The sequence below is a fragment of the Cupriavidus sp. UGS-1 genome, from assembly GCF_021213615.1.
GTDB lineage: Bacteria > Pseudomonadota > Gammaproteobacteria > Burkholderiales > Burkholderiaceae > Cupriavidus.
The window spans coordinates 150,753-174,502 of sequence record NZ_JAJQJF010000001.1 but is presented as its reverse complement, the minus strand read 5'-3'; the positions used below and the strand labels follow the sequence as shown (position 1 = coordinate 174,502).

At 66.5% G+C, this 23,750-nt stretch carries 22 protein-coding genes; 5 read left to right on the top strand and 17 right to left on the bottom strand.

Annotated elements, in window-relative coordinates; all coding sequences use genetic code 11:
* Positions 1-161: 161 nt before the first annotated feature.
* Positions 162-1,409, bottom strand: a complete 1,248-nt coding sequence (locus LRR16_RS00770; RefSeq protein WP_006575563.1) for an efflux RND transporter periplasmic adaptor subunit — start codon at positions 1,407-1,409, stop codon at positions 162-164.
* 193 nt (positions 1,410-1,602) lie between these two features.
* Positions 1,603-2,523, bottom strand: a complete 921-nt coding sequence (locus LRR16_RS00765; protein ID WP_006575562.1) for an alpha/beta hydrolase — start codon at positions 2,521-2,523, stop codon at positions 1,603-1,605.
* Positions 2,524-2,840: 317 nt separating this feature from the next.
* On the opposite strand from LRR16_RS00765, the gene LRR16_RS00760 reads away from it, so the two are divergent.
* Positions 2,841-3,806, top strand: coding sequence for a LysR family transcriptional regulator (locus LRR16_RS00760; protein WP_064576263.1), 966 nt, complete (start codon positions 2,841-2,843; stop codon positions 3,804-3,806).
* 30 nt (positions 3,807-3,836) lie between these two features.
* Here the strand turns inward: LRR16_RS00760 and LRR16_RS00755 are convergent, their stop codons facing one another.
* From LRR16_RS00755 to LRR16_RS00725, 7 genes are all read right to left on the bottom strand, one after another.
* Positions 3,837-4,223, bottom strand: coding sequence for a type II toxin-antitoxin system VapC family toxin (locus LRR16_RS00755; RefSeq protein WP_232204408.1), 387 nt, complete (start codon positions 4,221-4,223; stop codon positions 3,837-3,839).
* Positions 4,220-4,465, bottom strand: coding sequence for a type II toxin-antitoxin system Phd/YefM family antitoxin (locus tag LRR16_RS00750; RefSeq protein WP_174779809.1), 246 nt, complete (start codon positions 4,463-4,465; stop codon positions 4,220-4,222). The genes LRR16_RS00755 and LRR16_RS00750 overlap by 4 nt, the downstream gene beginning before the upstream one ends.
* 152 nt (positions 4,466-4,617) lie before the next feature.
* Positions 4,618-4,896, bottom strand: a complete 279-nt coding sequence (locus LRR16_RS00745) for a DUF2795 domain-containing protein (RefSeq protein ID WP_006575559.1) — start codon at positions 4,894-4,896, stop codon at positions 4,618-4,620.
* Entirely contained in the window at positions 4,893-5,216 is a 324-nt protein-coding gene (locus LRR16_RS00740; protein ID WP_006575558.1) for a hypothetical protein, read from the bottom strand. The genes LRR16_RS00745 and LRR16_RS00740 overlap by 4 nt, the downstream gene beginning before the upstream one ends.
* 82 nt (positions 5,217-5,298) lie before the next feature.
* Positions 5,299-6,048 (bottom strand): DUF892 family protein, encoded by a 750-nt coding sequence (locus LRR16_RS00735; RefSeq protein WP_006575557.1) that lies wholly within the window; start codon positions 6,046-6,048, stop codon positions 5,299-5,301.
* A gap of 84 nt (positions 6,049-6,132) precedes the next feature.
* Entirely contained in the window at positions 6,133-7,308 is a 1,176-nt protein-coding gene (locus tag LRR16_RS00730; protein ID WP_006575556.1) for a hypothetical protein, read from the bottom strand.
* A 277-nt stretch (positions 7,309-7,585) separates the two neighbouring features.
* On the bottom strand, positions 7,586-8,866 hold the full coding sequence (locus LRR16_RS00725) for a M20/M25/M40 family metallo-hydrolase (RefSeq protein WP_023263270.1): 1,281 nt from the start codon (positions 8,864-8,866) through the stop codon (positions 7,586-7,588).
* 275 nt (positions 8,867-9,141) lie between these two features.
* Between LRR16_RS00725 and LRR16_RS00720 the strand changes: the two genes are divergently transcribed.
* On the top strand, positions 9,142-10,170 hold the full coding sequence (locus tag LRR16_RS00720) for a GlxA family transcriptional regulator (RefSeq protein WP_232204705.1): 1,029 nt from the start codon (positions 9,142-9,144) through the stop codon (positions 10,168-10,170).
* 54 nt (positions 10,171-10,224) lie between these two features.
* Here LRR16_RS00720 and LRR16_RS00715 read toward each other — a convergent pair whose 3' ends face one another.
* A complete protein-coding gene (locus tag LRR16_RS00715; RefSeq protein ID WP_006575553.1) occupies positions 10,225-10,962 on the bottom strand; it encodes a BON domain-containing protein in 738 nt (245 codons plus the stop codon).
* 144 nt (positions 10,963-11,106) lie between these two features.
* On the bottom strand, positions 11,107-11,532 hold the full coding sequence (locus LRR16_RS00710) for an OsmC family protein (RefSeq protein ID WP_006575552.1): 426 nt from the start codon (positions 11,530-11,532) through the stop codon (positions 11,107-11,109).
* 206 nt (positions 11,533-11,738) lie between these two features.
* On the opposite strand from LRR16_RS00710, the gene LRR16_RS00705 reads away from it, so the two are divergent.
* The gene (locus LRR16_RS00705; RefSeq protein ID WP_232204406.1) at positions 11,739-12,662 is read left to right on the top strand and encodes a LysR family transcriptional regulator; all 924 of its coding nucleotides are present in this window, start codon (positions 11,739-11,741) and stop codon (positions 12,660-12,662) included.
* A 237-nt stretch (positions 12,663-12,899) separates the two neighbouring features.
* Positions 12,900-13,988 carry a porin gene (locus tag LRR16_RS00700; protein WP_232204404.1) on the top strand — a complete coding sequence of 363 codons (1,089 nt, stop codon included), beginning with the start codon at positions 12,900-12,902 and terminating at the stop codon, positions 13,986-13,988.
* 24 nt (positions 13,989-14,012) lie between these two features.
* On the opposite strand, the gene LRR16_RS00695 is transcribed toward LRR16_RS00700, so the two are convergent.
* On the bottom strand, positions 14,013-14,933 hold the full coding sequence (locus tag LRR16_RS00695) for a LysR substrate-binding domain-containing protein (protein WP_064576387.1): 921 nt from the start codon (positions 14,931-14,933) through the stop codon (positions 14,013-14,015).
* 203 nt (positions 14,934-15,136) lie between these two features.
* On the opposite strand from LRR16_RS00695, the gene LRR16_RS00690 reads away from it, so the two are divergent.
* Complete coding sequence (locus tag LRR16_RS00690) at positions 15,137-15,466, top strand: DUF2917 domain-containing protein (protein ID WP_232204402.1); 330 nt, start codon at positions 15,137-15,139, stop codon at positions 15,464-15,466.
* 279 nt (positions 15,467-15,745) lie between these two features.
* Here the strand turns inward: LRR16_RS00690 and LRR16_RS00685 are convergent, their stop codons facing one another.
* The 5 genes from LRR16_RS00685 to LRR16_RS00665 form a co-directional block, all read right to left on the bottom strand.
* Entirely contained in the window at positions 15,746-16,048 is a 303-nt protein-coding gene (locus LRR16_RS00685) for an H-NS family nucleoid-associated regulatory protein (protein ID WP_006575547.1), read from the bottom strand.
* 205 nt (positions 16,049-16,253) lie between these two features.
* The gene (locus LRR16_RS00680) at positions 16,254-17,654 is read right to left on the bottom strand and encodes a dihydrolipoyl dehydrogenase (protein ID WP_232204401.1); all 1,401 of its coding nucleotides are present in this window, start codon (positions 17,652-17,654) and stop codon (positions 16,254-16,256) included.
* Positions 17,655-17,803: 149 nt separating this feature from the next.
* Entirely contained in the window at positions 17,804-18,535 is a 732-nt protein-coding gene (locus LRR16_RS00675) for a glutathione peroxidase (protein WP_232204400.1), read from the bottom strand.
* A 144-nt stretch (positions 18,536-18,679) separates the two neighbouring features.
* Positions 18,680-21,382, bottom strand: coding sequence for a pitrilysin family protein (locus tag LRR16_RS00670; protein WP_232204399.1), 2,703 nt, complete (start codon positions 21,380-21,382; stop codon positions 18,680-18,682).
* A gap of 255 nt (positions 21,383-21,637) precedes the next feature.
* Complete coding sequence (locus LRR16_RS00665) at positions 21,638-23,644, bottom strand: alkaline phosphatase (RefSeq protein ID WP_232204389.1); 2,007 nt, start codon at positions 23,642-23,644, stop codon at positions 21,638-21,640.
* Between the last annotated feature and the right edge of the window lie 106 nt (positions 23,645-23,750).

The following is a 23,750-nucleotide window of genomic DNA, read 5'->3' as shown; positions in this document are numbered from 1 at the left end:
TCCTCCCTCTCCCGCTTGCGGGAGAGGGCCGGGGGGAGGGCCATGCGCTGGCAATGGCGCGGTCGGTTCACCGACTGCCCTGCCCTCTCCCCAACCCCTCTCCCGCAGGCGGGAGAGGGGAGTACCGGATCGTCAGGCGCCGGCGGCGTGCAGGTTCTCTATCATCCGACCGACTCCTTCTTCGCCTGCTCGGGCTGGTTGTCCGCGCTCTTCTCGGTGGCATTGCCCCGCTCGAGCTCGCGCTTGAGCGCCATGCGCACCGGCGTCGGCGCAACCGTGTCGCCCGGCCGCACGCGCTGCAGGCCATTGACCACGATGACCTCGCCCGCCTTCAGGCCGGACCGGATCACGCGCAGACCGTCATAGTTGGGCCCCATCTGGACTTCGCGATAGTTCAGCTTGTTGTCCTTGTCGACCACCAGCACGAACTTCTTGCCCTGGTCGGTGCCGATCGCACGGTCGTTGATCAGCACCGCGTCATGCGGCGCATTGCCGCCAAGCTTGACCTTGGCGTACAACCCCGGCAGCAGGCGTCCGTCCGGGTTGTCGAACACCGCCCGTACGCGGATCGTGCCGCTGCGCGGATCGAGCCGGTTGTCGACCGACTGGATGCGGCCCTCGTGTGGATGGCCTTCCTCGTTGGCCAGGCCCAGATAGACCGCCATGCCCTTGCCGTTGGCGCCGCCCGCGGCGCCCGGCGCGGTGTAGCGCAGATAGCTCTGCTCGTCGATCTCGAAGCTGGCGTACACCGGCGACACCGACACCACCGTGGTCAGCGCCGGGGAATTGGCGCCCGGCGCGACCAGATTGCCCACCGTGATCTCGGCGCGCGAGACGCGGCCGGTCACCGGCGAGGTGATGCGGGTGTAGGCCAGGTTCAGCCTGGCGGAATCGAGCGCCGCCTGCGCGGCGCGCACGTTGGCGTTCGCCTCGCGCGCCGCGTGGATCCGTTCGTCGAATTCGCGGCGCGAGATCGCGTTGTCGTCCAGCAGCCGCTGCGCCCGCACCTGCTCGCTCTGCGCATGGCTGGCGCGTACCTGCGCGGCGGCCAGCGCGGCTTCGGCGCGTGCCACCTCGGCCGCGTAAGGACGCGGGTCGATGGTGAACAGCAGATCGCCCTTCTTGACCATCGCGCCTTCGCGGAAGTGCACCGCGTCGATGGTGCCGCCGACGCGCGGCCGCACCTCGACGCGATCGATCGCCTCCAGGCGGCCCGAGAATTCGTCCCACTCGGTGATGGTCTTGCCGATGGCGGCGGCGACATCGACCGCCGCCGCGCTTGGGGCGGGGCTCGGCACGGCTTGTGCCTCGCCGGCATGCCAGGGGCGCAGGACCGTGGTGGCCAGGCCGGTGCCCAGCACGATCACGATGGCGACGGCGATCAGGCTACGTCGGGATTGCAGCTTCATTTCTTCACTCCGTTTCGGGTTTTCTTCAACCGGAAAAGCAAAAGGACGAACGCCGCCCGCCGGGCCCGTTCGACGCCTTGCGGGTATGCAAACCCTGGGGCGCCGACGCGGGGTCCGGAGACATTCACACGCGGCTGACTTCTCGAATGGCGGTCCGCGCTAGCGTGTCAGCACCGGCGCGGCCGCGGGCACGTCACGGCGCCCAACCGGAAGGCTTGGCTGCCGGCCGGCGTTCGGCCTGTGGCGAGGCTTCGTCGCTGTCCGCGAAACGTTCTCGCAGAAAGCGCGCGCCTTCATCGACCCATACCTGACATCGGTCGTGGGATGCTTCGACACCGGCGCCACAGGCGCCGGGCATGATTCGGGTTTCCGCCGCCACGCCGCGGTCGAGCAGCTTGCGACCGAAGGCCTCGCCTTCCGGCCGCAGGGCATCGAGCTCGGCCACCTGGATCAGCGTCGGCGGCAGACCGGCCAGACGCATCGCATGCGCCGGCGCGGCGTAGGGATGGACCGACGCCGCGGGCGTCGGCAGGTAATCGCGATAGCAAACGGCCATGCGCTGCAGCGTTTCCAGCGGCACGTGCGCCTGGCCGGCGCAGGAGGCGTGCTGCAGGCAGGGGTCGGTGACCGGGCGGATCAGCCATTGCGCGCGCGGCGCCGGCAGGCCGCGATCGCGCAGCATCTGCGCCACCGCAATCGCCAGATTGCCGCCCGCTTCCTCGCCCACCAGCGAGAAACGCATCTTGTCGACCTTGAGCCGGCGCGCCTGGCGCAATACCCATTCGGCGGTATTGAAGGCGTCTTCCGGTGCAGCCGGGAACGGATGGTCCGGAGCCAGCGAGTATTCGGGCGCGACCACTACCGCCGGGACCGCGCCGGCCAACTGGCGGGTCAGATGGGCCGCCTTCTCGATGCCGCCGTCGACAAAGCTGCCGGCATGCAGATAGAGCAACCATGGCAGCGGAGACGGCGCCCACGCGGTCGGATATCCGGCGGGATAACACACGTGCACAGCAATGGTGCGCTCGCCGCTGGCGATCTCATGCCGCACCACACGCGCCGCGGCGCCGGCCTTGGCGGGCTGGGAAGCGGTATCTTGCGTCGGCTTGGTCATGGTCTGGGTTCCGTTGCGCGGCCGCCGGAAACGGCTCGACGCATGGTTTGCATGTTGCGTTGCACCGAATTATGGTGATTGACGTAGGCGGGATAAAGGCGCAGTTTGCCAACGCACTATTCTGCGGATGGAATAATCGCGCCGGCCCCGGGTTCGTTCCGGTAGATCGTCCCCATTCGGCCAATAACCGCTCCACTGTTGCGGTTATGCCAATGAAAGACCCTACCGTGCATACGTCTCGCAGAGTGAGTAACATTCGCCCTCGCCAGCCGCGCGGCACTGTCCGCTCGCTATGGCTTTCTTATTGGATAGCCGCCATGGACCGCTTCGTCTCAATGCAAGCCTTTACCCGCGTCGTCGATGTCGGTAGTTTCGCGCGCGCGGCAGAATCGCTCGATTTGCCCAAGGCCACGCTGACGCGGCTGATCCAGAATCTGGAAACGCATCTGGGCGTCAAGCTGTTGCACCGGACCACGCGCCGGATCAGCGTGACGTCGGAAGGCGCCGCCTATTACGAACGGTGCGTCCGCATTCTGGCCGATGTCGACGAAGCCGAGCAATCGCTGACGCATCAGAACCAGACCCCGCGCGGCACGCTGCGGGTCGATACGGTCGGCGGGCTGGCGCGGCTGGCCTTGGTGCCCAATCTGCATGAGTTCTTCGCGCGCTATCCGGACCTGAAGGTCGAACTGACGATCAATGGCAAACCGATCGATCTGCTGAAGGAAGGCGTCGACGTGGTCATTCGGGTCGGCGATACCGTCGACGATACGATGGTGGCGCGGCGAATCGGCCAATTGCGCCTGGCTTTCTACGCCTCGCCTATTTATCTGAAGCAGCACGGCACGCCGACCACGCCGGATGAATTGATGCAGCATCGCGCGATCAATTACCTGTCGTCGCGCACCGGCCGCGAAATGCCATGGATCCTGACGCGCGGCGACGAACGCCATGAATTGCTGCTACCGTCGGCGATCTCGACCAACGATCCCGAGGTCTATATCGGCTGCGCGCTGGAAGGCCACGGTATCGCCGTCATTTCCCGTGTGATGGCCCAACCGTATCTGGAAAGCGGCCGACTCGTTGAAATCATGGGCGATTGGCAGGAAGAAGTCATGCCGATCTCGGCCATGTATCCGCAAAACCGGAACCTGTCGGCCAAGGTCCGCGTCTTCGTCGATTGGGCCGCCGAAATATTCGCGCGCGATCCGGAAATGGGCTATCGCGATTCGTTTCCCGGACCGCGGCCGGTAGTGGCGCCAGTGTTGGAGGCGGTGTCGTAAGGACCCGTCTGGGCTCTCTTCGGTCCAGTGTCACACGTGTCGCACCGGGCCGGGATAACGTGCGGCCACTGGATCCGCGGTAATGAGGGCCATGTCTTCCACGATGGCCTGGGCAACCAGCACGCGATCGAACGGATCCTTGTGCAACAGCGGCAGGTCCTCCAAAACCATGGCGTGCTCGGAGATGATCGGCAATTCTCGATAGCCGCTTTCGAGCAGACCGCGCCGCATGATCCTGGGATCGACATCGAAGCTGCGGCGACACAACGACGCCTTGATCGCGATCTCCCATATGCTTGCCGCGCTGAACACCGGTTCATTGAACTCGTCTTCGATCAGCAGGCGCGCACCGGTCGGAAGACGTCCGGGCTTGATCAACGCCCACAGCAAGATATGCGTATCGAAAAGCAGCTTCATATCCGGCCAGTGAAGAGTACTTCGATTTCATCACTGCACAGCCGGTCGAAATCCTCGGGAACGTTGAACCGATCCTGCAGAATGCCGATCCGCTTTTCACCGGAGCGATGGATGGCCTGGACCGGAACGACCCTGACCATTGGCTTGCCGCCTTTCGCGATGACAAACGACTCCCCTTGCGCCGCCATCTCAACGAGATGCGGCAAGTCGGCGGAAGCTTCATCCAGGTTGATCGTGCGCATGCTGGCCCCTCCACGGTAGACGGGCCAATCTAGACAATCGATGAGCGCGCCGCAAGACCGCAGCGCGCCTTTGCGAAAAGTCGCAGCAGAAGGTGTACCTGAGCCTCACCTTCGCGCTCCACCGCCCATGCCGCGCGTCAAGCGCATCAGCTTCAATGCAGCTTGCCCAACTCCCGCGAGATCTCCGCCGGGGAATCGTAGTCGCGCTCCGGCAGTTGCTCCAGTTCGGCCATGACCTCTTCGCTGGCGCCGCCGTCGCGGGCGCGCGAGAGGATGTCGTCCTTGGTGGCGGGAAAATCGATGCCCTTCAGGGACTTCTGCACGTCGATCGGGCTCGGCTCCTCGCGTCCGCCTTCACCGCCCTTGCCACCCTGGGCGGCACCCTTGCCGCTCGATCCGCTCTTGCCTTGGTCGGTCTGCTTCTGGGTCATTGCATGCTCCTCTGGTTGCTATTGCCCGAGCCGGGGGCCCGGGCCGGGTCGGACGATGCCGCCGGCGTGTCGGCGCCGTCGAGCCGGATATCGATCAGCCGCCGGCCCTCGAGCAGGCAGGCCTCGATCGCGGTGGCCGCGTTGTCGAACGCCGTCTCGACATCGGAGGCGAAGGACGCCGGCAAGTCCTCCTGCGTCGTGGCCGCGCGCGCGCCGGCCGGCAGGATCTCGCCCTGGTAGCCGTAGCGCACGCCCGCGCTGGCGCCGACCGGCACCGCGTGCGCGGCGATCAGATGGTCGCGATAGAACATTTCCTTCATGCGCCCTCCTTCAGGCGGGCGGTGCCGCGGGTCCGCCGCGGCAACCGGCGCTGGTGCTGGTGCTGGTGCTGGTGCGCTCGTCTTACGTCGCTTCCGTGATGACTGCACGCTCCAGCCACTGCCGGATCGTGGCCATATGCTGCTCCTCCTCCGTCAGCGCCTGCTGGAACTTCTGTGCCATCTCGGTATGGCCGGTCTCGGTCGCAAGCTTGATCAGCAATTCCCAACCCGCGTTGTCGGTCATCTCCGCGGTCAGCAGCGCATTGAGGCATTGCGCGAAGTTCGTGCGAGGATCGGCGATGGTCTGCAGTACTCCCATGGCGGTGACGCCTGCCACGTCGGCGCAAGGCGTGACCGCAGTCGGGTCTGCGCCGATCGCCCGCATGGTCTCGTCGACCATCGCGAAGTGCTCGGCCTCTTCATCATGGAAATGCATCAGCGTGCCGAGCACGTCGGGATCGACCGCGCTGGTATCCATCTCCTTGCACTTGGCGATCATCAGCTCGTAGAGGCGCGTGCCGGTGCGTTCGAACGCCAGGCGCTCGCCGAGCTTGTCGATCAGCACCTCTGGACGATTGCCGGTCAGCTTGTCCATCGTCGTGCTCATCGCGCCCTTGAGCGTACCGGGCAGCGGCACCGAACCGACCGGGTCTGCCTCGTCAATATATTGGGCACGCACCTCGGCGGCCGGCTGCGATTCGGCCGGTACGTTCATGTCGTCGATCCCGCTGTCCGGCCCCATGTTCTCGGCATAACGCTCCATGGTCTCGGTGTCGATCGGCGACATCTGCGCGCCGGTGCGGTTGACGCCCATCTGGGTGGTCTGTTGCATGCGTTCTCTCCAGTTTCGGTTGTCCAGTTCGCTGGTCCAGCGAGATGGCTTCGTGGCGGCTTCGTGGCGGCTTCAGCGATCGCCTCAGGCGGCGGTGTGCATCCGCGCCAGTTCGGTGCCGGGCGTCCAGACATAGCCGGCGGAAACCAGCTGCGACGGCGAGCCGTCGGCATTCATCACGCGGCGGTATTCGATCGAGGCGGGGCTGTCCTTGTCGAGCGGCACGAAGTCCATGCCGTTGGCACGCAGGTCGACCTCGTCCGCCAGCACCTTGCGCACGAAATCGCGTTGGCTGGCGAAGTCGATCGGCTTGGGCAGCGGTCCGGACAGGATCTCTGCGGGGTCACGATTCTCGTGGCGCTTGAGCATTTCGCAGGCGACATGCAGATGGCCCAGCTCGTAGTCGAGGAAGCGTTCCCAGATCGCCTTGATGCGCGGATTGCTCTCCTGCTGCACGCAGCTGTAGTAGTTGTAGGCCTCCATCGCTTCGTGGATCACCCACTTCTCGATCATGCTTTCATCGGGATCCATCAGCGAGCCGTACTGGGTCACGTGCTGTTCCTCGATCGATGCGATCTCGGCGTACAGCTGGCGCGCCAGCGGGTCGGAGAACAGCGGCCCGATGTTCATGTAGTAGTCGTGGGTCTGGTACTCGGCCGCGGTGATCATCGCGGCGTGGATCTTGGTGATCAGCGCGGCGTTGGCGCGGTCGTAGCTCTCGCGCACGTCGTCCTGCGGCGCGCGGTGTTCGACCCAGGTCGAGCGTCCCGGCACGATGTCGGTATGGCCCTGCGTGATCGCATTCGCGTCCTTGCCTTCGAGCCGGTCGAGCAGCGCGCTATAGCGGTACAGATGATCGAAGTCCTCGAGCAGGCCGAAGCGATAGGCCTGCGCCTGGTACGGATCGGGCTCGGTCTGCGCGACCGCCGCGGTGACCTCGATGGCCACTTGTTCATAGGCGATCGTCGTCTCCAGCGGGGAATGATCGGCGCCGATCAGCCAGTTGATCATCGTGGCCTGGTGATGCTCGACGCGGCGGATTTGCGCGAGCGGAATCCGCAATTCCCGATTGCAGCGCGACATGATGTGCTTGAGCCGCAGCGCATCGGATTCGATGCCATTCATCAGAATGATGCGGACGCGGGTGAATGCGTCATCGTCCAGCTTGCTGATCGGCGCCTGGACCAGGTCCTTCCAAGTGAAATGTTGCTGGCCCAGCGGGCAGCCCTTGGCATCCAGCAGATCGGTCAAGGTGTCCATGGAAACTCCGTTGTGGGGTGAGCGAAAGACGCCGTGCGGTGAGCCGCCGGCGACGCGTTCCTAGCTCTAGCAACGGGCGTGCCGATCCAATTCCGCGCCAGCACGCGCCCCACGTTGTGAATCCGACAGACATTCCCTGCACGCCTTGCAAAACTTGCGTTGGCGGGTTCTGTGGCATTGCGCAAGAAAAAATGCGCCCGCCGGTTATTGCCGGCGGGCGCATTGAAAAGATCGGAATGACGCGGGATTCAGATTGCCGCCAATTGAAAGCGCAGCGCTATTGCCTGCCGATTTCCTGCAGCATGCGCGTCATCAGATACAGCCGCGGCACGATCGAGTCGATCTCGATGTACTCGTCGCGCGCGTGATAGCCGAAGCCGGCCAGTCCAAAACTCTCGACCACCGCGGGCTTGCCCGACAGCGCGGCGTAGCCCGCGTCGGTGCCGCCGCCGGTTCCTTCCGCCAGCGCAAGCTGACGGCCGTCCAGTTCGGCGTAGATCTGCTGCGCCCGCTTGGCCAGCGCGCGGCCCTTTTCGTTGACGACGAAGGGCGGACGGCCCTCTTCCATCGACACCGTGGTGTGCGTATCGGGAACCAGCCGGCTCTCCGCGACCTTGCGCTCGAGCGCGGCCTTCAGCTTCTGCGGACCGTCCTTGACGGTGGTGCGCACGTCGGCGGTCGCCACCGCGACCTCGGGAATCTGGTTGCGCACGACGCCCGCCTGCGCGCCGGTCCAGTTCAGCTGCGTGCCGGGAACCGACTTGGCGATATCACGGGTCTGCTGCAACTGATGGGCGAGTTCGAGCAGTGCGTTGCGGCCGTGCTCGGGCGCGGCGCCGGCATGCGCGGCGCGTCCCTTGACCTCCATCGTCGCACTGGCGGTGCCGCTGGCGCCAAGCAGCAGCGCCTCGGCCTTGACCACGGCCTTGGCCGCGGTCGGCTCGCACGACAACACCACGTCGTGCTGCTCGCCGAGCGCGGCGATCAGCTCGCCCGAGCCCTCCGAGCCGATTTCCTCGTCGGCGTTCAGCAGCACCGTGATGCGCGCGTAGTCACGCCAGCCGCTCGCCTGCAGGATTTCCAGCGCGTGCAGGATCACCGCGATGCCCCCCTTGTCGTCGGCGATGCCGGGCCCGTACAGCTTGTTGCCATCCTGGCGGATCGGCTGCGTGGCCAGCGTATTGGGCGGATAGATCGTGTCCATATGCGCGATCAGCATGATGCGCGCCTTGCCGTTGCCCGTCAGCGTGCCTTTGACGATCGGACTGTCCCCGCTTTTCGGCTTGACGCGCTCGGTGGTTGCGCCCAGCGCCGCCAGCCGCCTTTCGGCATACGCCGCCATCTGCGCCAATCCGGCCGCGTTGCGGCTGCCCGATTCGATCGACACCATCTCCTTCAGCGATTCGATCAGTTTCGGCTGCGCGGCGCGGGCCGCCTCGAGCAGCGTCGCATCGGGCGCGGCCTGGGCGGGGCCTGCGATGGTGGCAGCACCGGCGGCGCAAGCGAACAGGGCTGCCGCGGCGAGGCGGCGTACGGCGGGTTGCAGGCGTGGCTGCATGAAGTCTCCTGAGGTGAAGGCCCGGATAGCGAATGTTGTTGGCGGCAAGGGGCCGCGTTGTGCCGGGAGTCAATCCGGGATGCTAGGGCTTGTCCGCCGCATCGGGGAGGACCAATATCGCCATTTCCGATGTCGATCCCGCCATGCCAGCGCCTCCACCGCCCTGCCCCGACGACGACGCGTCTGCGCCGAATTTCCCCGAACTGGGCCCGCTACCGGCGACGGACCGCCCGGCGCCGGCATTGCATGTGCGGCTGCTGTGGCTGCCCCATGCCATGCCGGGCTCGCTGTTCGCCGCGCTCGACGTCCTGCGCACGGCCAGCGGCATCGCGCAATTGCAGCGCCCGGGACGCGAGTGCGGGCTCAGCTGGCAGGTCATCGGCGAAACGGGACGGGCCTTGCCGATGCCGGTACCGGGTCTGGTCCGCTCACGCCGCCGCTCGCGCGCAGCCGAGCGCGGCCGCAAACAGGGCGAAACCCGTTCACTGCTGGTGATCCCCGGCGTGATGGCGCGCAACGCGCCGCATCTCGGCGAATTGTTCGAACAGCAACGCGCGGTGCTCAAGCTGGTGGAGCGGCATGCGCAGGCGGGCGGCTGGATCGCGGCGTCGTTCAACGGCATCGCCTATGCCGCCGAACTGGGACTGCTCGACGGCGCCCGCATCGGCGCACCGTGGCTTTACCAGAGCTGGATGGCGCGCCGCTACCGGCTGTGCGACTTCACCGACGACGAACCGATGGGCGTGCACGGCCGCGTCTTCCACAGCGTGGCGCCGGCCCTGCAGACCGAATTCATGCTGCGCGTGCTCGGCCATCTGCACGATCCCGACCTGGCCCAGGCCAGTGCCCGCGTGCTGCTGCTGCAGGCTGAACGCCAGCTGCTGACGCCGGCGCTGACGGCGCAGCGCTGGCTCACCCCGACCGCCGACAGCCCGGTATTCCGCGCCAGGCGCTGGCTGCGGGACCATATCGGCGCGCCATACCGGTTGGCCGAGGTGGCGGGCGCGGCCGCGGTCAGCGAGCGGACCTTGCTGCGGCATTTCCGCCAGGTTACCGGCATGACGCCGCTGGCCTACCTGCATGCGCTGCGAATCGAGCGGGCGAAGACACTGCTGGAGGTCTCGCTGCACGGCACGCAGGCGATCGCCGAAGCGTGCGGCTACAGCGATGCAGCGACCTTCCGGCGGCTGTTCCAGCGCGCGACCGGGATGTCGATGTCGGACTATCGCGCCCGCTATGCGCTGCGCGCGCGGCGCCGTTACTGGCGCGTGGAGGACGGGCTGCGCGAAGGGACCGCGGCCTGACGATAGGCCGGGCCCATGGCAGCGCCAAACCCTGGCGTAACGCTCGCTGCGCCCTCAGACGGCATCTGGCCGGCGTTCGATCCGGTTGATGACGTCCTCGACGCCGTGCAGATACCAGGCATCGCGTTCGGCCTGGCGGCGTGCGCCCTCGCCCGCATAGCCCTCCAGCGTGACCACGCGGTTCTCGGTGCGAATGGCGATCTGGTCCGCATTGACCAGCGGATCCGACTCGAGCACCAGGCGCAGCGCCTCGGTGATCTCCTCGTCGTTGTCGCGTTCCGCCGGCGCGATCTCGAGTTCATTGACCACGCACTGGCACCCGGGCGACCACCAGGCGAGCACGCCGGCGAGCCGCATATGGGACAGGCTGATCACCTGTCCGCGCAAGGTCACGATGCCATCGACCGTATTGACCTCGATCCAGCCGCTGCGCTCGCCGACCGCCTCGCGCAGCGTTTCCAGCCGGCCCTTGGCATGCACGCAGATCTTGCAACTGCGGAAATCCACGGCCTGCAGCAGCCGCTCGCAGACCGCGTTGCGCAGTTCGCCATCGCCGGCGGGCGCCGCGCCGTTGGCCACGCGCAGATGGTCGATCACGCACGATACGCCGTCGATCTTGCGCATCCGGGCCGCGGCCCGGGTCTTGGCGACGATATCCGGGACGTCGCCCTCGAGAATCAGTGCGCCGTCGGACAGGCGCAAATTGATGGTGGGATGGAGATGCTGGCCGTGGAACGGCAGATTGGCCAGCGCCGCGCGGGCCTGCGTGAGCACCGCTTCGCTGCTCTGCATGATGTTGCCTCCTGAGGTGGCGGGCAGCAGCGCCGGATGGCGGGGCGCTGCGCCCTGTCCATTATAGAAAGCGCGTTGCGCGCCCGGTTCCCGGGAAATCTCGCCGCCGTGCCGCCTGGGCGCGGCACGGCGGCGGGCGGGTACTCAGGCATTCAGGGTGGCATTCATCGTGATCGGTGCCTTCATCAGCTTGGACACCGGGCAGTTCTCCTTGGCGGTCTGCGCGCACTTGTCGAAGGCGGCCTGGTCCGCGCCGGGGATACGCACCGCCACGTCCAGATGGATGGCCGTGATACTGAAGCCGCCGCCCTCCTTTTCCAGCGTGACGGTGGCCTTGGTGTCGATGCTGTCCGGCACCATGCCCGCCTCGCCGAGAATCAGCGACAGGGCCATCGAAAAGCAGCCGGCATGGGCAGCCCCGATCAGCTCCTCCGGATTGGTGCCGGGGCCGCCCTCGAAGCGTGCCTTGAAGCCGTATGGCGCATCCTTGAGCACGCCGCTCTGGGTCGAAATCGTGCCGCCGCCGTCCTTGATGCCGCCTTGCCACCTTGCCGATCCAATCTTCTGCATAGCCATGCGCTCCGTCAGTGTTGTTACGAGACACGGGCCGCCCCGCATACGATCGGACCGACCCAACCACGTCCCACAATAGGATGCGAACGGAAGATCGGCCAGCGCAGGGCGGCCACGCCCGTGTTGTCTCCAGGGCTTCGAGACCGCGCACGATCCTTGCTTGCCAGTGATCGTTCCGATTCCTGCCGCGCGCCCCCGAGCCGATGCTCCACCCTCCCCGCGTCTATCTGTATCTCGACACCGTGGCCCGCTGCGGCTCGATCCGCAAGGCGGCCGAACAGCTGCATGTCGCGTCGACCGCGCTGAACCGCAAGATTCTCGAGGTGGAACAGCAGATCGGCACGCCGCTGTTCGAACGGCTGCCGCGCGGCGTGCGGCTGACGTCGGCCGGCGAAGTGCTGGTGGCCACCATCCGGCGCAGCCTGGCCGACCTGGACACGGCGGCGGCACAGATGGCACAGCTGCGCGGCTTGGTGCGCGGCTCGGTGCGGATCGCCTCGGCGGAGTCGGTGGCGACCGATTTCCTGCCCGGCGCGATCGGCCGCTATCAGACACGCCATGGCGGCGTGCAATTCCATGTGCAGATCGGCGGGACCGATGCGCTGATGCAAGCGCTGAAGCAGGACGAAGCGGACCTGCTGCTGGCGCACGATCCCCCCGCCAGTCCGCTGCTGCAGGAGCTCGCGGCCGCGCCACAGCCGTTCTGCGCGATGATGCGGCCCGACCATCCGCTTGCCGCACGGCGCACGCTGCGGCTGGCCGACTGCGCGGCCTTCCCGGTGGCCCTCGGCCCGGCCACCTTTGCCAGCCGCGGTCTGATCGAAGCGATCGCCGCCCGCAATCGGCTGCATCTGTCGGTGATGCTCGAGGCGACCACGGTCGAGACGCTGAAGGGTTTCGTCCGGCAGACCGATGCGATCTGCTTCCAGTTCCATGCCGGCACGCTGCGCGAGACGCGGCAGGGCACGCTGACCGCGGTGCCGCTCGGCGATCCCGAGCTGGCGCTGGGCCGGCTGGTGCTGGCCGCTCGCAAGGGCCGCGCGCTGCCGCCCTCTGCCGCCGCATTCGCCGAGCATCTGAAGACCGCCATCGGCGGCCTGCACGCGCCGCTGACGTTGGCCGCATAACGGGCGCGACGCCGTCCCCGCCATCTCGTCCGGGACTCTGCACGGCTCGTTCCGCCACCGCACACATTTTGTGCTCGCGTCGCACGAAAAATGATGGTGGTCGGTCCCGCCCGATTTCCGCACACTGCTCCGAACACCCCGGTAAATCGGCCGAGCCAGCCGAGCGGGGACATCACGACAACGACGCCTCGATAGAAGGCAGCACGAGAGAAATCAGGGTCAACGATGGAGGTTCGCATGACAACGACGATATTCCGGCCGGCGCGCGCGCTGTCGGCCGCGATGGTGGCCGCCGTGGCGGCATTGGCGAGCGGGGGCGTGCTGGCGCAGTCCAGCGTGACGCTGTACGGGCAGATCGACACCTACGTCGGCAGCAACAAGGCGGTCGGCGGCGATCGCGCCTATGTGCTCGGTGCCGGCGGCATGCAGACGTCGTATTGGGGCATCAAGGGCACCGAGGATCTGGGCAACGGCCTGAAGGCGATCTTCGATCTGAATGGCTTCTATCGGGCCGACGGCGGCCGCGCGGGCCGGTTCGATGCCGACGGCATGTTCACGCGCAGCGCCTACGTCGGGCTGCAGAGCGAGTCAGCCGGCACCGTCCGGCTCGGCCGAAATACCACGCCGTATTTCCTGTCGACGATCCTGTTCAATCCGCTGGTCGATTCGTACCACTTCTCGCCGACCATCTTCCACACCTATGTCAGCAGCAATGGCGGCACGGTCTACGATCCGGGCATCATTGGCGATTCCGGGTGGAGCAATTCGCTGGTCTATTCGTCGCCGAAGTTCGGCGGGCTCAGCTTCAATGCGATCTATGCGTTCGGCGAGCAGGCCGGCGACAACGGCAAGAACAAGTGGGGCGGCAACGTGCTGTATTTCAACGGGCCGTTTGCCGCGACCGTCGCGTTCCAGCAGGTCAAGTTCAACAACACGCCGGGAGACGTGACCTCGCCCGCCGCGATGGTCGGCTTTCGCAAGCAGAACGCCGTGCAGGCCGGCCTCAGCTACGACTTCAAGGTGGTCAAGCTGTTTGCGCAGGGCCAGCACATCCGATCGGATATCGACGGCGCGACCGGCGACATCAAGCACAGCAACGGACAGATCGGCGCGTCGGTGCCGATCGGCGCCGGCAGCCTGCTGCTGTCGTATGCCTACGGCAAGGTCAAGAACGAGGTCGCCGATATCGAGCGCAATACGGCGGCGGTGGCCTACGACTACAACCTGTCCAAGCGCACCGATGTCTATGTCGCCTATTACTACGACAAGGTCGGCGGCCTGTCCCACGGCAACAACTACGGGGTGGGTGTGCGCCACCGCTTCTGATGGCGTGGGCCGCGGCGTCTCCGGTCAGCCGGTGACGTCGCGCGTCAGTTCGCGCGTCAACCAGGCCTCGAACCGGTGCACCGCGGGCCGTGCCTGTGCATGGTCCGCAAGCACGATCTGGTACTCCATGCCGTCCATCCCGGCCTCCGGCAGTACCACTTGCAGCTCGCCGCGAGCCAGCAGCGGCAGGATCAGCGGTGTGCGCCCGATCGCAATGCCCGCCCCTTCCGCGGCCGCGGCGACGACGTGCTCGTAGCGCGAGAAATACAGGCAGGGCTGACTGGCGGCGGCCGTCAGCCCCAGGCGCCGATACCACTCGCCCCAGGACATCCAGCCGAAGCGGGCATTGGGATCGTGATAGACCAGCAGCGTCGCGCCGCGAATATCGCCGGCGCGCTGGATGCGCGCGGCGACCGGTGGCGCGGCAACCAGCATCAACCGCTCGCGCAGCAGCGCGGCGGCGGCCTGTCCCGGCGAGCGCAGCCGGATGGCCAGATCAAAACCGTCCCGGTCCAGATTGGCGACCGCCTCCGAGGCGTCCACACGCACGTCGACATCAGGCGCCTCCGCCTGAAACCGCGCCAGGCGCGGCACCAGCCATAGCGTGGCGAACGACGGCGTGGTGGTCACCGAGATCGCGCTGCGCTCCGGCGCGATCAGGCGTTCGACCGTGCCGGCCAGCCGTTCGATCGCCTCGCGGGCGGCCTGCTGCAGCAGACGGCCCTCGGGCGTCAACGACAACCCCTTGGCCCCGCGCAGGAACAGCGGCACGCCCAGCCCGTCCTCCAGGCTCTTGATCTGCTTGCTGATGGCCGACTGCGTCAGGCACAGCTCGTCCGCCGCTGCGGTAAAGCTCAAATGACGGGCCGCGCTGTCAAATCCGCGCAGCGCGTCGAGGGACATGGCGCGCAAGGCCTGGGAAGCGGCCGGACTGATCTTCGTCATGGCTGGTTGATGCGGATATGCGCAGTCATGGTAGCGCAGGCGTCGTCATTGGCGCCGCATTGGCGCGGTCATTGGCGCCGGTCATTGGCGCCGGTCATGATGCGCCGGAATGCCGGGGATGCCGAAACATCCGGCCAGGCTATCGGACGCGCGACCACAATGACATGGCGCCCCACCGCTACTGGGCACGCACGGAGATCGCCATGCATGCATTCGCCGGACCCGACGGCATTGTCCGAATTGACCGGATCGATCGTATTGGTCGCGTTGACAGAATCGGCGCCGAACCGCTTCGGCTGGTGATCGGCCAAGGATACACCGTGCTTTGCCTGCAAGGGTCGGTATGGTTGACCTGCGAATCGGACGATCGCACGGAAGCGGCGCGGGATATCGTATTGGCGCGAGGCGAGCGTTTCGATGCGCCGCGCACCGTTACCGTTATCGTTTCGGCAATTCGGCGGCGGCCGGCCCGTATTGCGTTGACCCGTCGCAATACGGAGGATCGGCTCGATTGTAAGAAGAGACTTAATTAAGCGCCGTCAATGGCTTGCGCATTGTCTTGTCGCAATGTCTTGTCGCAATGTCTTGCTGCAAGCAGGCTGGCGGAACCGGTTCAAAAAACAGGAATTCCCGCAAAAAACGGACAGGTATGCTGCGCCCCCGGGACCGGCTATCGCACAGAATCATGCGGGGGCACGGCGGCAAATCGCGTCAATCGCGTCCCCTGGCAGGACATCGCTCGCGCCGGATATTGCCATTCGGCGCATTACCGTTGGTGAATTGCAATCACGCACGGTCTTGCACGCACAACCTTACTCGGTGATCAGGAAACGATCCCGATTCTTGCCCAGCCATGCCGGTGCGCGGCCGCGGCCGGACCAGGTCTTGCCGGTCTTCGGATCGCGATATTTGGCCGGGGCCGGCGTGCCGGAGCGGGCTGCCGACTTGCGAGGACGGCCACGGCGGCGCGGCGCGAGATCCTCTGCCGTCAAACCGTAATCCTCCATCAGCTGCTGGATCTGGGCGATCACCGTCGCCACTTCGGTTTGCCTGGCTTCCTCAAGTTGCGCTTCGAGTTTTTCCTTTTCTGCCAGCAATTGTTTGTAAGTCGCCATCGTCATTCCTTGCCAGTTGTAGGGTGCCGTTATGCTAGCTCACGGTTATGTTCGCGTCACCATAAAAAATGTAATCCAATAAGACAGAATCACAATATTCGGCAATTACATAATAATTCGCACCCCCGCGATGTCGAGGCGGGGATGCGCGGCAGCACGCATAACGGCAATGGAAGGAATGCCGCCACGGCGGCATTTACCCGGCTCAGGCACGCAGTTTGGCTTGTGCATCGCGCAACGCGGTGCGCAGGCCCTCTTCGATCACGGGGTGATAGAACGGCATCGCCAGCATCTGATCGATCGTCAATTGCTGTTGATATGCCCATGCCAGCAGATGCGCGATATGTTCGGCGCGCGGGCCCATCCATTCGGCACCGAGGAAACGGCCGCTGGCCTTGTCGGCATAGACATGCATCAGCCCGCGATTCTTCAGCATCACGCGGCTGCGCCCCTGGTCCTCGAAGCTGACCTCGCCGGTGACAAAGCTGTCGGCCGGCAGGTCGGCGTAGCGCTGGCCGACCATCGCCAGTTGCGGGTCCGAGAACACCACCGCGATCGGCGCGCGGCGCGGCACCGGGGAAACCCGCGGCCAGCTGGCGGCGTTTTCGCCGGCGCTCTTGCCCTCGTCGGCGGCCTCGTGCAGCAGCGGCAGCACGTCGTTGGCGTCGCCGGCGATGAAGATCGGGGCCGAGCCGCACTGCAGCGTGGCCGGGTCGAACACCGGCACGCCGCGGGCGTCGAGCTCCAGGCCAGTGTTTTCCAGGCCGAGATTGCGGACATTCGGCTGGCGGCCGGTGGCGGCCAGCACGTGGTCGAAGCGCTCGGTCACCGCATTGCCGTCGCGGTCGATGAACGAGATCACCGCCTCGTCGCCTTCGCGCGCCATGTCCGTGACGTTGGCATCGGGATCCAGATAGAACTCCTGCTGGAAGGCCTGGGCGGCGTAGGCGCGAATCGCCGGGTCGGTCAACGGACCGACGCCGCCGCGCACGCCGAACACGCGCACCTGCACGCCCAGACGCGACAGCGCCTGCCCCAGTTCAAGGCCGATCACGCCGGGACCGAACACCGCCACGCGGCGCGGCAGATCCTGCCAGTCAAAGACGTCGTCGTTGACTACCAGCCGGTCACCGAACACGCGGAACGGCGCTGGCACGGCCGGGCTCGAGCCGGTGGCGATCACCACGCGGCTCGCGCGGACCACGGTGCCGCCGGCATCGTCGCCAACCTGCAGCACCGTGTTGTCGATGAAGCGGGCATAGCCGCGCAGGCGGTCCTGCTCCGGAATATTGTCGACGCCGCGTACGACGAAGCCGACGAAGCGATCGCGTTCGCGCCGCACCCGGTCCATCACCTCGCGGCCGTCGATGCGGATCTGCCCATCGACATGGACGCCGAACGGCGCGGTATGGCGCAGCTCGTGCGCGGCCTCGGCCGCCGCGATCAGCAGCTTCGACGGCATGCAACCGACGCGGGCGCAGGTGGTGCCGTATTCCCCGCCCTCGATGATCACGGCGCGCTTGCCGGCGGCCCTGGCGGCGCGATACGCGGCGAGGCCGGCGGTGCCTGCGCCGATCACGGCGATGTCGGTGTCGATGGTTTGCATGGCGAAATTCCTGTTCGGAGAAACGTTCGTTGTATTCAGGGCGGTTCAATCCACGGACCCGATGGCGGCACGCCGCCATCGGGTCCGGCGACTGCCGGACCGCGCCACGGAAAATTCAGTGGAATTGGGAAAAAAGGCGCTGCGGAAGATCAGGCAGCCAGATACTGCTCGACCTGCTCAGCGCCGCCGATCAGCTTGCCGTTGATGAACACCTGGGGAGCGGTCATCGTGCCGGACACCGCGCCGAGCACCTTGCCGCGGATCTTGTGTTCCAGCGGCACGTCGATGTACTGGTAGCCGTTGTCCGCCAGCAGCTGCTTGGCCTTGGCGCAGAACGGGCAGCCTTCCTTCGAGAACACCACGACCTGGTCAGGCTTCTTGGCGTCCGGGGCGACGTAGGCCAGCATCGTGTCGGCGTCGGAGACCTTGAACGGGTCGCCCGGTTCCTCCGGCTCGATGAACATCTTGTCGACCACGCCGTTCTTGACCAGCATCGAATAGCGCCAGCTGCGCTTGCCGAAGCCGAGGTCGGTCTTGTCCACCAGCATGCCCATGCCGTCGGTGAATTCGCCGTTGCCGTCGGGGATCATCACGATGTTCTCGGATTCCTGGTCCTTGGCCCACTCGTTCATCACGAAGGTGTCATTGACCGAGACGCACAGGATCGCGTCGACGCCGTGCTTGGCGAAGACGGGCGCCAGCTCGTTGTAGCGCGGCAGGTGGGTCGACGAACAGGTCGGGGTGAATGCGCCGGGCAGCGAGAAGACCACGACGGTCTTGTTGTCGAACAGCTCCGCGGTGCTCAGGTTCTTCCATTCATTGTTCTCGCGGACGCGGAATGTGACGTTGGGGACGCGTTGGCCTTCACGGGATTGCAGCATTGGGATCGCTCCTTGGTTGGATGGTCAGTGTCAGGGTTCAGATTCTTGTGCTGCGTGCTCTGTGTTTCGCAGCGAAGGCCCCATTCTGGCGATGCCCCCTCGATTTGTACAATTTATCATTTAAACAGACGTCATTATATAAAGCTATAGACCACCCGCCGCGACTTTGCCCGTGTCCTCTGCCCCGCGGGCGTCTGGCCAGGCGCCGGCATAGACCTCGACGAAGCGGTCCGGGTCCAGATAGCGCCGGATCGCCGCATTGACCTGCTCGACCGTGGCCTGCTCGATGCGGGCCTCCAGTTGCTCCGTAAACGCCATGGTCTGGCCGACGAACAATTGATAGGCCAGCATCGAGGCCAGCGCCTCGTCGCGGCTGCGGGTGACCAGCCCCTGTTGCCGCAGCCCACTCTTGGCCTCGGCCAGTTCGTCCCCGGTCACGCCTTCGCGCAGGAATCGCCGCAATTCGCGCTGCACGCCAGCCTTCAGCCGCGGCAGGTTCTGCGGCGCAAAGGAGGCCTGGATGCCGAAGCGCCCCGCGGTGTCGAGCGCGCCGATCCGCAGATAGCTGGTGGCGCCGTAGCTGATGCCCTCCTGCTGGCGCAGGCGATCGGCCAGCCGGCTCTTCATCGAGCTGCCGCCGAAGATCCGGTTGGCGATCGCCAGCGCCGCATAGTCGGGATGGTCCATCGTCATGCCGATCGGCAGCGCCGCGATGAAGCTGGCGTTGGCCTTGTGCGGCGTCGGCACGGCCAGGCTCGCCGGATGCAGCGGCACGAAATCGCGCTCCACACGCGCGAACGGCATCGGCGCATTCCAGTCGCCGAACAGGGCCTCCACCTGCTGCCGCACGGCCGCGGCATCGAAGTCGCCGACCAGCGCGAACTGCGCATGGCTGGCGCCGTAGAAACGCCGATGGAAGTCCCGCACCTGCTCGAGCCGGACCGCGCGCAATTCCGCAATCGATTCCTCGAGCGTGGGCACATAGCGCGGATCGCCCTTCGGATAGGGATTGCCGTGCCGCCCCAGCACGACCGGGGCCAGGGCTTCGGGCTGCCGTACCTGGCTCTGGATGCCGGCGATCGTGCTGGCGCGCAGCACCTCGAATTCCGCCAGCGGCAGGCTCGGTTCGCGCAGCACGTCGCGCAGCAGCGTCAGGACCTGCGGCAGGTGCTCGCGCGGCGCCTGGAAGCCGACGGTCACGCGTTCGGCATCGCCGGAGACGCCGACCGTCGCCCTCAGCGCCTCAAACGCATCGATCAACTGCTGGCGATCGCGCCCGCCGGCGCCGCGCATCAGCATGCCGGCGGTCAGCGTGCCCACGGCGTCCAGCCCGCGCAGGCTCTGCACATCGCCCATGCGCAGCACCAGTTGGCCCTGCACACGCTGCCCCCGCGCGGGCTTGGGCAACATCGCCATCGCCATGCCGTTCGGCAGCGTGGCGCGCACCGTATGCGCCTCGATATTGGCGGGCGTGGGAGCGAACGGCGCGACCGGGGCCGCGCCGGGCTTGCCCCGATAGTCGCGCGTCAGCTCGGCGAGGTCGGGCGCCGGGGGAATCGCCACGTAGCCGGGCACGTCGACGGGAATGAACTGGCCCAGCGTGCGGTTGGCGCGCTGCAGATAGTGGCGTGCCACGCGGTTGACGTCGTCGAGCGTCACGCGCTCGATCTGATCGCGGGCAATCAGCATCAGCCGCCAATCGCCCTTGGCAATGGCCTCCGACAGCGCCACGCCATAGCTGGCCGGATCGTTCAGCATCCGTTCGTAGCCATTGCGCGCACGCCGCTGCGCGCGGTCGAGCTCCTCTTGCGTGATCGGCCGCGCGGCGATGCCTTCGACCAGCTCCAGCAGCCCGCTGCGCGCCGGCTCCAGCGGCTGCGCCTTGCCGACCTGCGCCAGGAACACCACGCTGCCCGGCTGCTTCAACGCCCGCACAAAGCCAGTCTGCGACGCCGCCTTCTTCTGCTCGACCAGTCCGTGGTACAGGCGTCCTCCCGGAATCGCGGTCAGGATATCGACCAGCAGCGTCATCGCCGCAGTATCCGGATGCGCGCCTGGGCCGATGTGATACTGCGCGGCCACGACCTGGATATCGCCGGGCCGCTGCAGCAGGATCTCGCGCGGCCCTTCCTGCGGCGGCTCGACGGTGTACTGCTCCGCCAGCACACGGGCGGGCCGGGGAATTGCGCCGAAATAGCGGCTCACGCTGGCCAGCGCGCGCTGCGGATCGAATTGCCCGGTGATCACCAGCACCGCATTGTCGGGCTGGTAGTAGCGGCGATAGAAGGCCTGCAGCGCGTCGATGCCGACGTGCTCGATATCGCTGCGCGCGCCGATCGGCGCCTTGCCGTAGTTGTGCCAGTGATAGGCGCTGGCGGCCAGCTGCCGCAGCAGCACCCCGGTCGGGCTGTTCTCGCCGCGCTCCAGCTCGTTGCGCACCACCGTCATCTCGCTGTCGAGCGCGCTGCGCGAGATCGTGCTGTTGACCATCCGGTCCGCCTCCATCCGCAGCAGCCAGTCCAGGTTTTCCTCGCTGGCCGCGAAGGTGGCGAAGTAGTTGGTCCGATCGTACGCGGTGGTGCCATTGAATTGCATGCCCCGGCTGGCCATCTGCCGGCCGGTCGCGCCGTCGGGCAGGCTCGGCGTGCCCTTGAACAGCAGGTGCTCGAGCAGGTGCGCCATGCCGCTTTCGCCGTAGCTCTCGTGCCGGCTCCCGACCAGATAGGTGATATTGACCGTGGTGGTCGGCTGCGCCGCCTCGGGAGCGAGCAGTACGCGCAACCCGTTGGGCAGGCGGTACTCGGTGATGCCTTCCGCGGTGGCGACCGGCGTGGGCTGGGCCGGCATGGACGGCACCACGGGCGGCACCGGCGCCTGATCGGCCGGTGACGACGAGCGCGCGGCATGCGCAAGGCTGGCGCCGCACAACGCGGCCACTATGACGGCGGGCAGAACCCGGCCTGCAACGCTGCGACGCATGGGGACTCCGTGGTGGCTCGGGCAACGAGGGCATCGTACCAAAGCGCGTGACGCGCGACATCCCGAGTCGTACTGCTCCCCTCTCCCGCGAAAGGGAGAGGGGAGCCACGGCGGCGTGGTGCGCTACACCACGTTGACCACCGCCGAGCCCGCCGGCACCTCCACCGTCGTGACGCTGGCCGTCGCCGGCTGCGGCGGCGCATTGCCGTCGACCAGTCCCTTCAGGATATGGAACGCGCAATTGAGCCGGTCCGGCGTCAGCGTGACGATCGCATAGCCGGTGACGTTGGTCTCCACGTAGCGCATCCACGGATTGAAATGCTGCAGCGTGCGATTCAGCGTGTTGACCACGGCGCCGCTGACCTCCTCGTAGATCAGCGCCTTGATTTCGGCGAGGCGCGGATCGTTGTCGACCACGCTCTTGTACGTGCTCATCAGCGTATTGCTGGACAGCCCTGCGCCGACCAGGTCGACCATCACCGGCGTCGGTGTCGCCGCATCGTAGTCGTCCATCACCACGCCGGCAAAGAACGCGTGGATGTCGCCGGTCAGCGCCACCACATTGCGCACGTTGTTCGTCTTCAGGAACGCCATCAGGTTGCGGCGCTCGGCGTCGTAGCCATCCCACTGGTCGGCGTTCAGCACGTAGGTGGCCAGCAGCGAGGCCGGCGGCAGGCGGCTGTCGAGCGTCGGCTTGATATTGGCGTCGAAGTTGGCGGCGTCGATGCCCGCCTGCGTCGACAGCAGTTGCCGCAGATTGGCGTAGGCGACGTTGTTCGGATAGGTCCCCGACGATACCGCCGCGCGCAGGTCCGCTGTCAGCGCCGTCTCCATCTGGTCGCGCAGCGGTGTCAGCGCCGTATTGCTCGCGATCAGCCGCAGCACCATCAGCTCCGCGATGGCTTCGGTCAGATCGGCCTGCATGCGCAGCAGCGAGACCTGATTGCCCCACAGTTTCCAGGTCGTCGCCGCGCCGCCGATACGGTCCTGCCACCAGGCACGCTGCGCATCGCCCAGCATCGACACCGGCGTCAGTGCACCGCCCGCCGCGGCGATCTTCGCGTCCTCGGCGGCTTTCAGCGTGTCGCGCCGGATGAAGAAGCGGCTGCCGACATCGCCGCCGGCATTGGCCTCCGAGATCAGATGGTCGGCGCGATACAGCCGCTCGTCGGTCATCAGCAGCGTCGCCAGATTGCCAAAGGTGAAGGCGCGATAGATCTGGATGTTCTGGAACGACGGGTTGTTCAGGTCCAGCGTCACGTCGGCCGGCAGGTACTCGAACCACGCCTGGTTGGCGCTGCGCCGCCGCGCGGTCTGCGGCGTCTGGTCGTCGTCGGCGTCATAGCTCTGGCGGTCCTGCCAGCAGTCGTCGGAGAACTCATGGTCGTCCCAGATCGCGATCATCGGGAAGCGCGCATGCAGCGCCTGCAGCCGCGCATCGCTGCGGTAGGCCTTGTACAGATAGCGGTAGTCCTCCAGCGTGGTCGCGTAGCGGAAGCCGCTCGGCAGCGTGGTGCCATTGGGCAGCGACAGCGGCGTATGGCGGCTTTCGACCAGGTTGACCGGCGCGCCGTCGGCCACGGCCTCATAGATGTAGTCGCCGGTATGCACGATGAAATCGAGGTCCTGCTGGGCGAGCTCCTCCATGCCGGCCCAGTGGTTGATGCTCCAGTCCTGGCAGCTGACGAAGGCGAACTTCAGCTGCGACAGCGGCGTGCCGGCCGCAGGGGCGGTGCGCGTGCGGCCGACGGGACTGAAACGGCTGCCGACGCGGAAGCGGTAGTAGTAGGTGGTGGCGGCGTTCAGGCCGGTGACCTTGGTGCGCAGCGTGTAATCCCAATCCGGCAGTGCACGCAACAGGTCGTTGACGACCAGCGTGGAGAAGTCCTCCTGGGTCGACACCTGCAGGCGCACATTGACGTGACGCCTGCCGTTGTCGCCCTCGACGCGCGTCCACAGCACGACGCTGTCGGGGCGGGGATCCCCCGAGGCGACCCCGTGGCGGAAGTCGAACAGGTCCGGTTCGGGCGGATCGGGATTGTCATCGCCACCGCCGCAGCCGGCCAACCCCGTGGTGGCGACCGAGACGGTGATGAAGCTTCCCCATTTCAAGAACTGGCGACGATCCATGTTGTTCTCCATGTCAGGACAGGGACAGGTGAGGGGACACAGGCAGCATAGGAAATCGATCCGCCTATCGCGAGGGCATGGCACCAATGCCGATGCGATGCTGCAA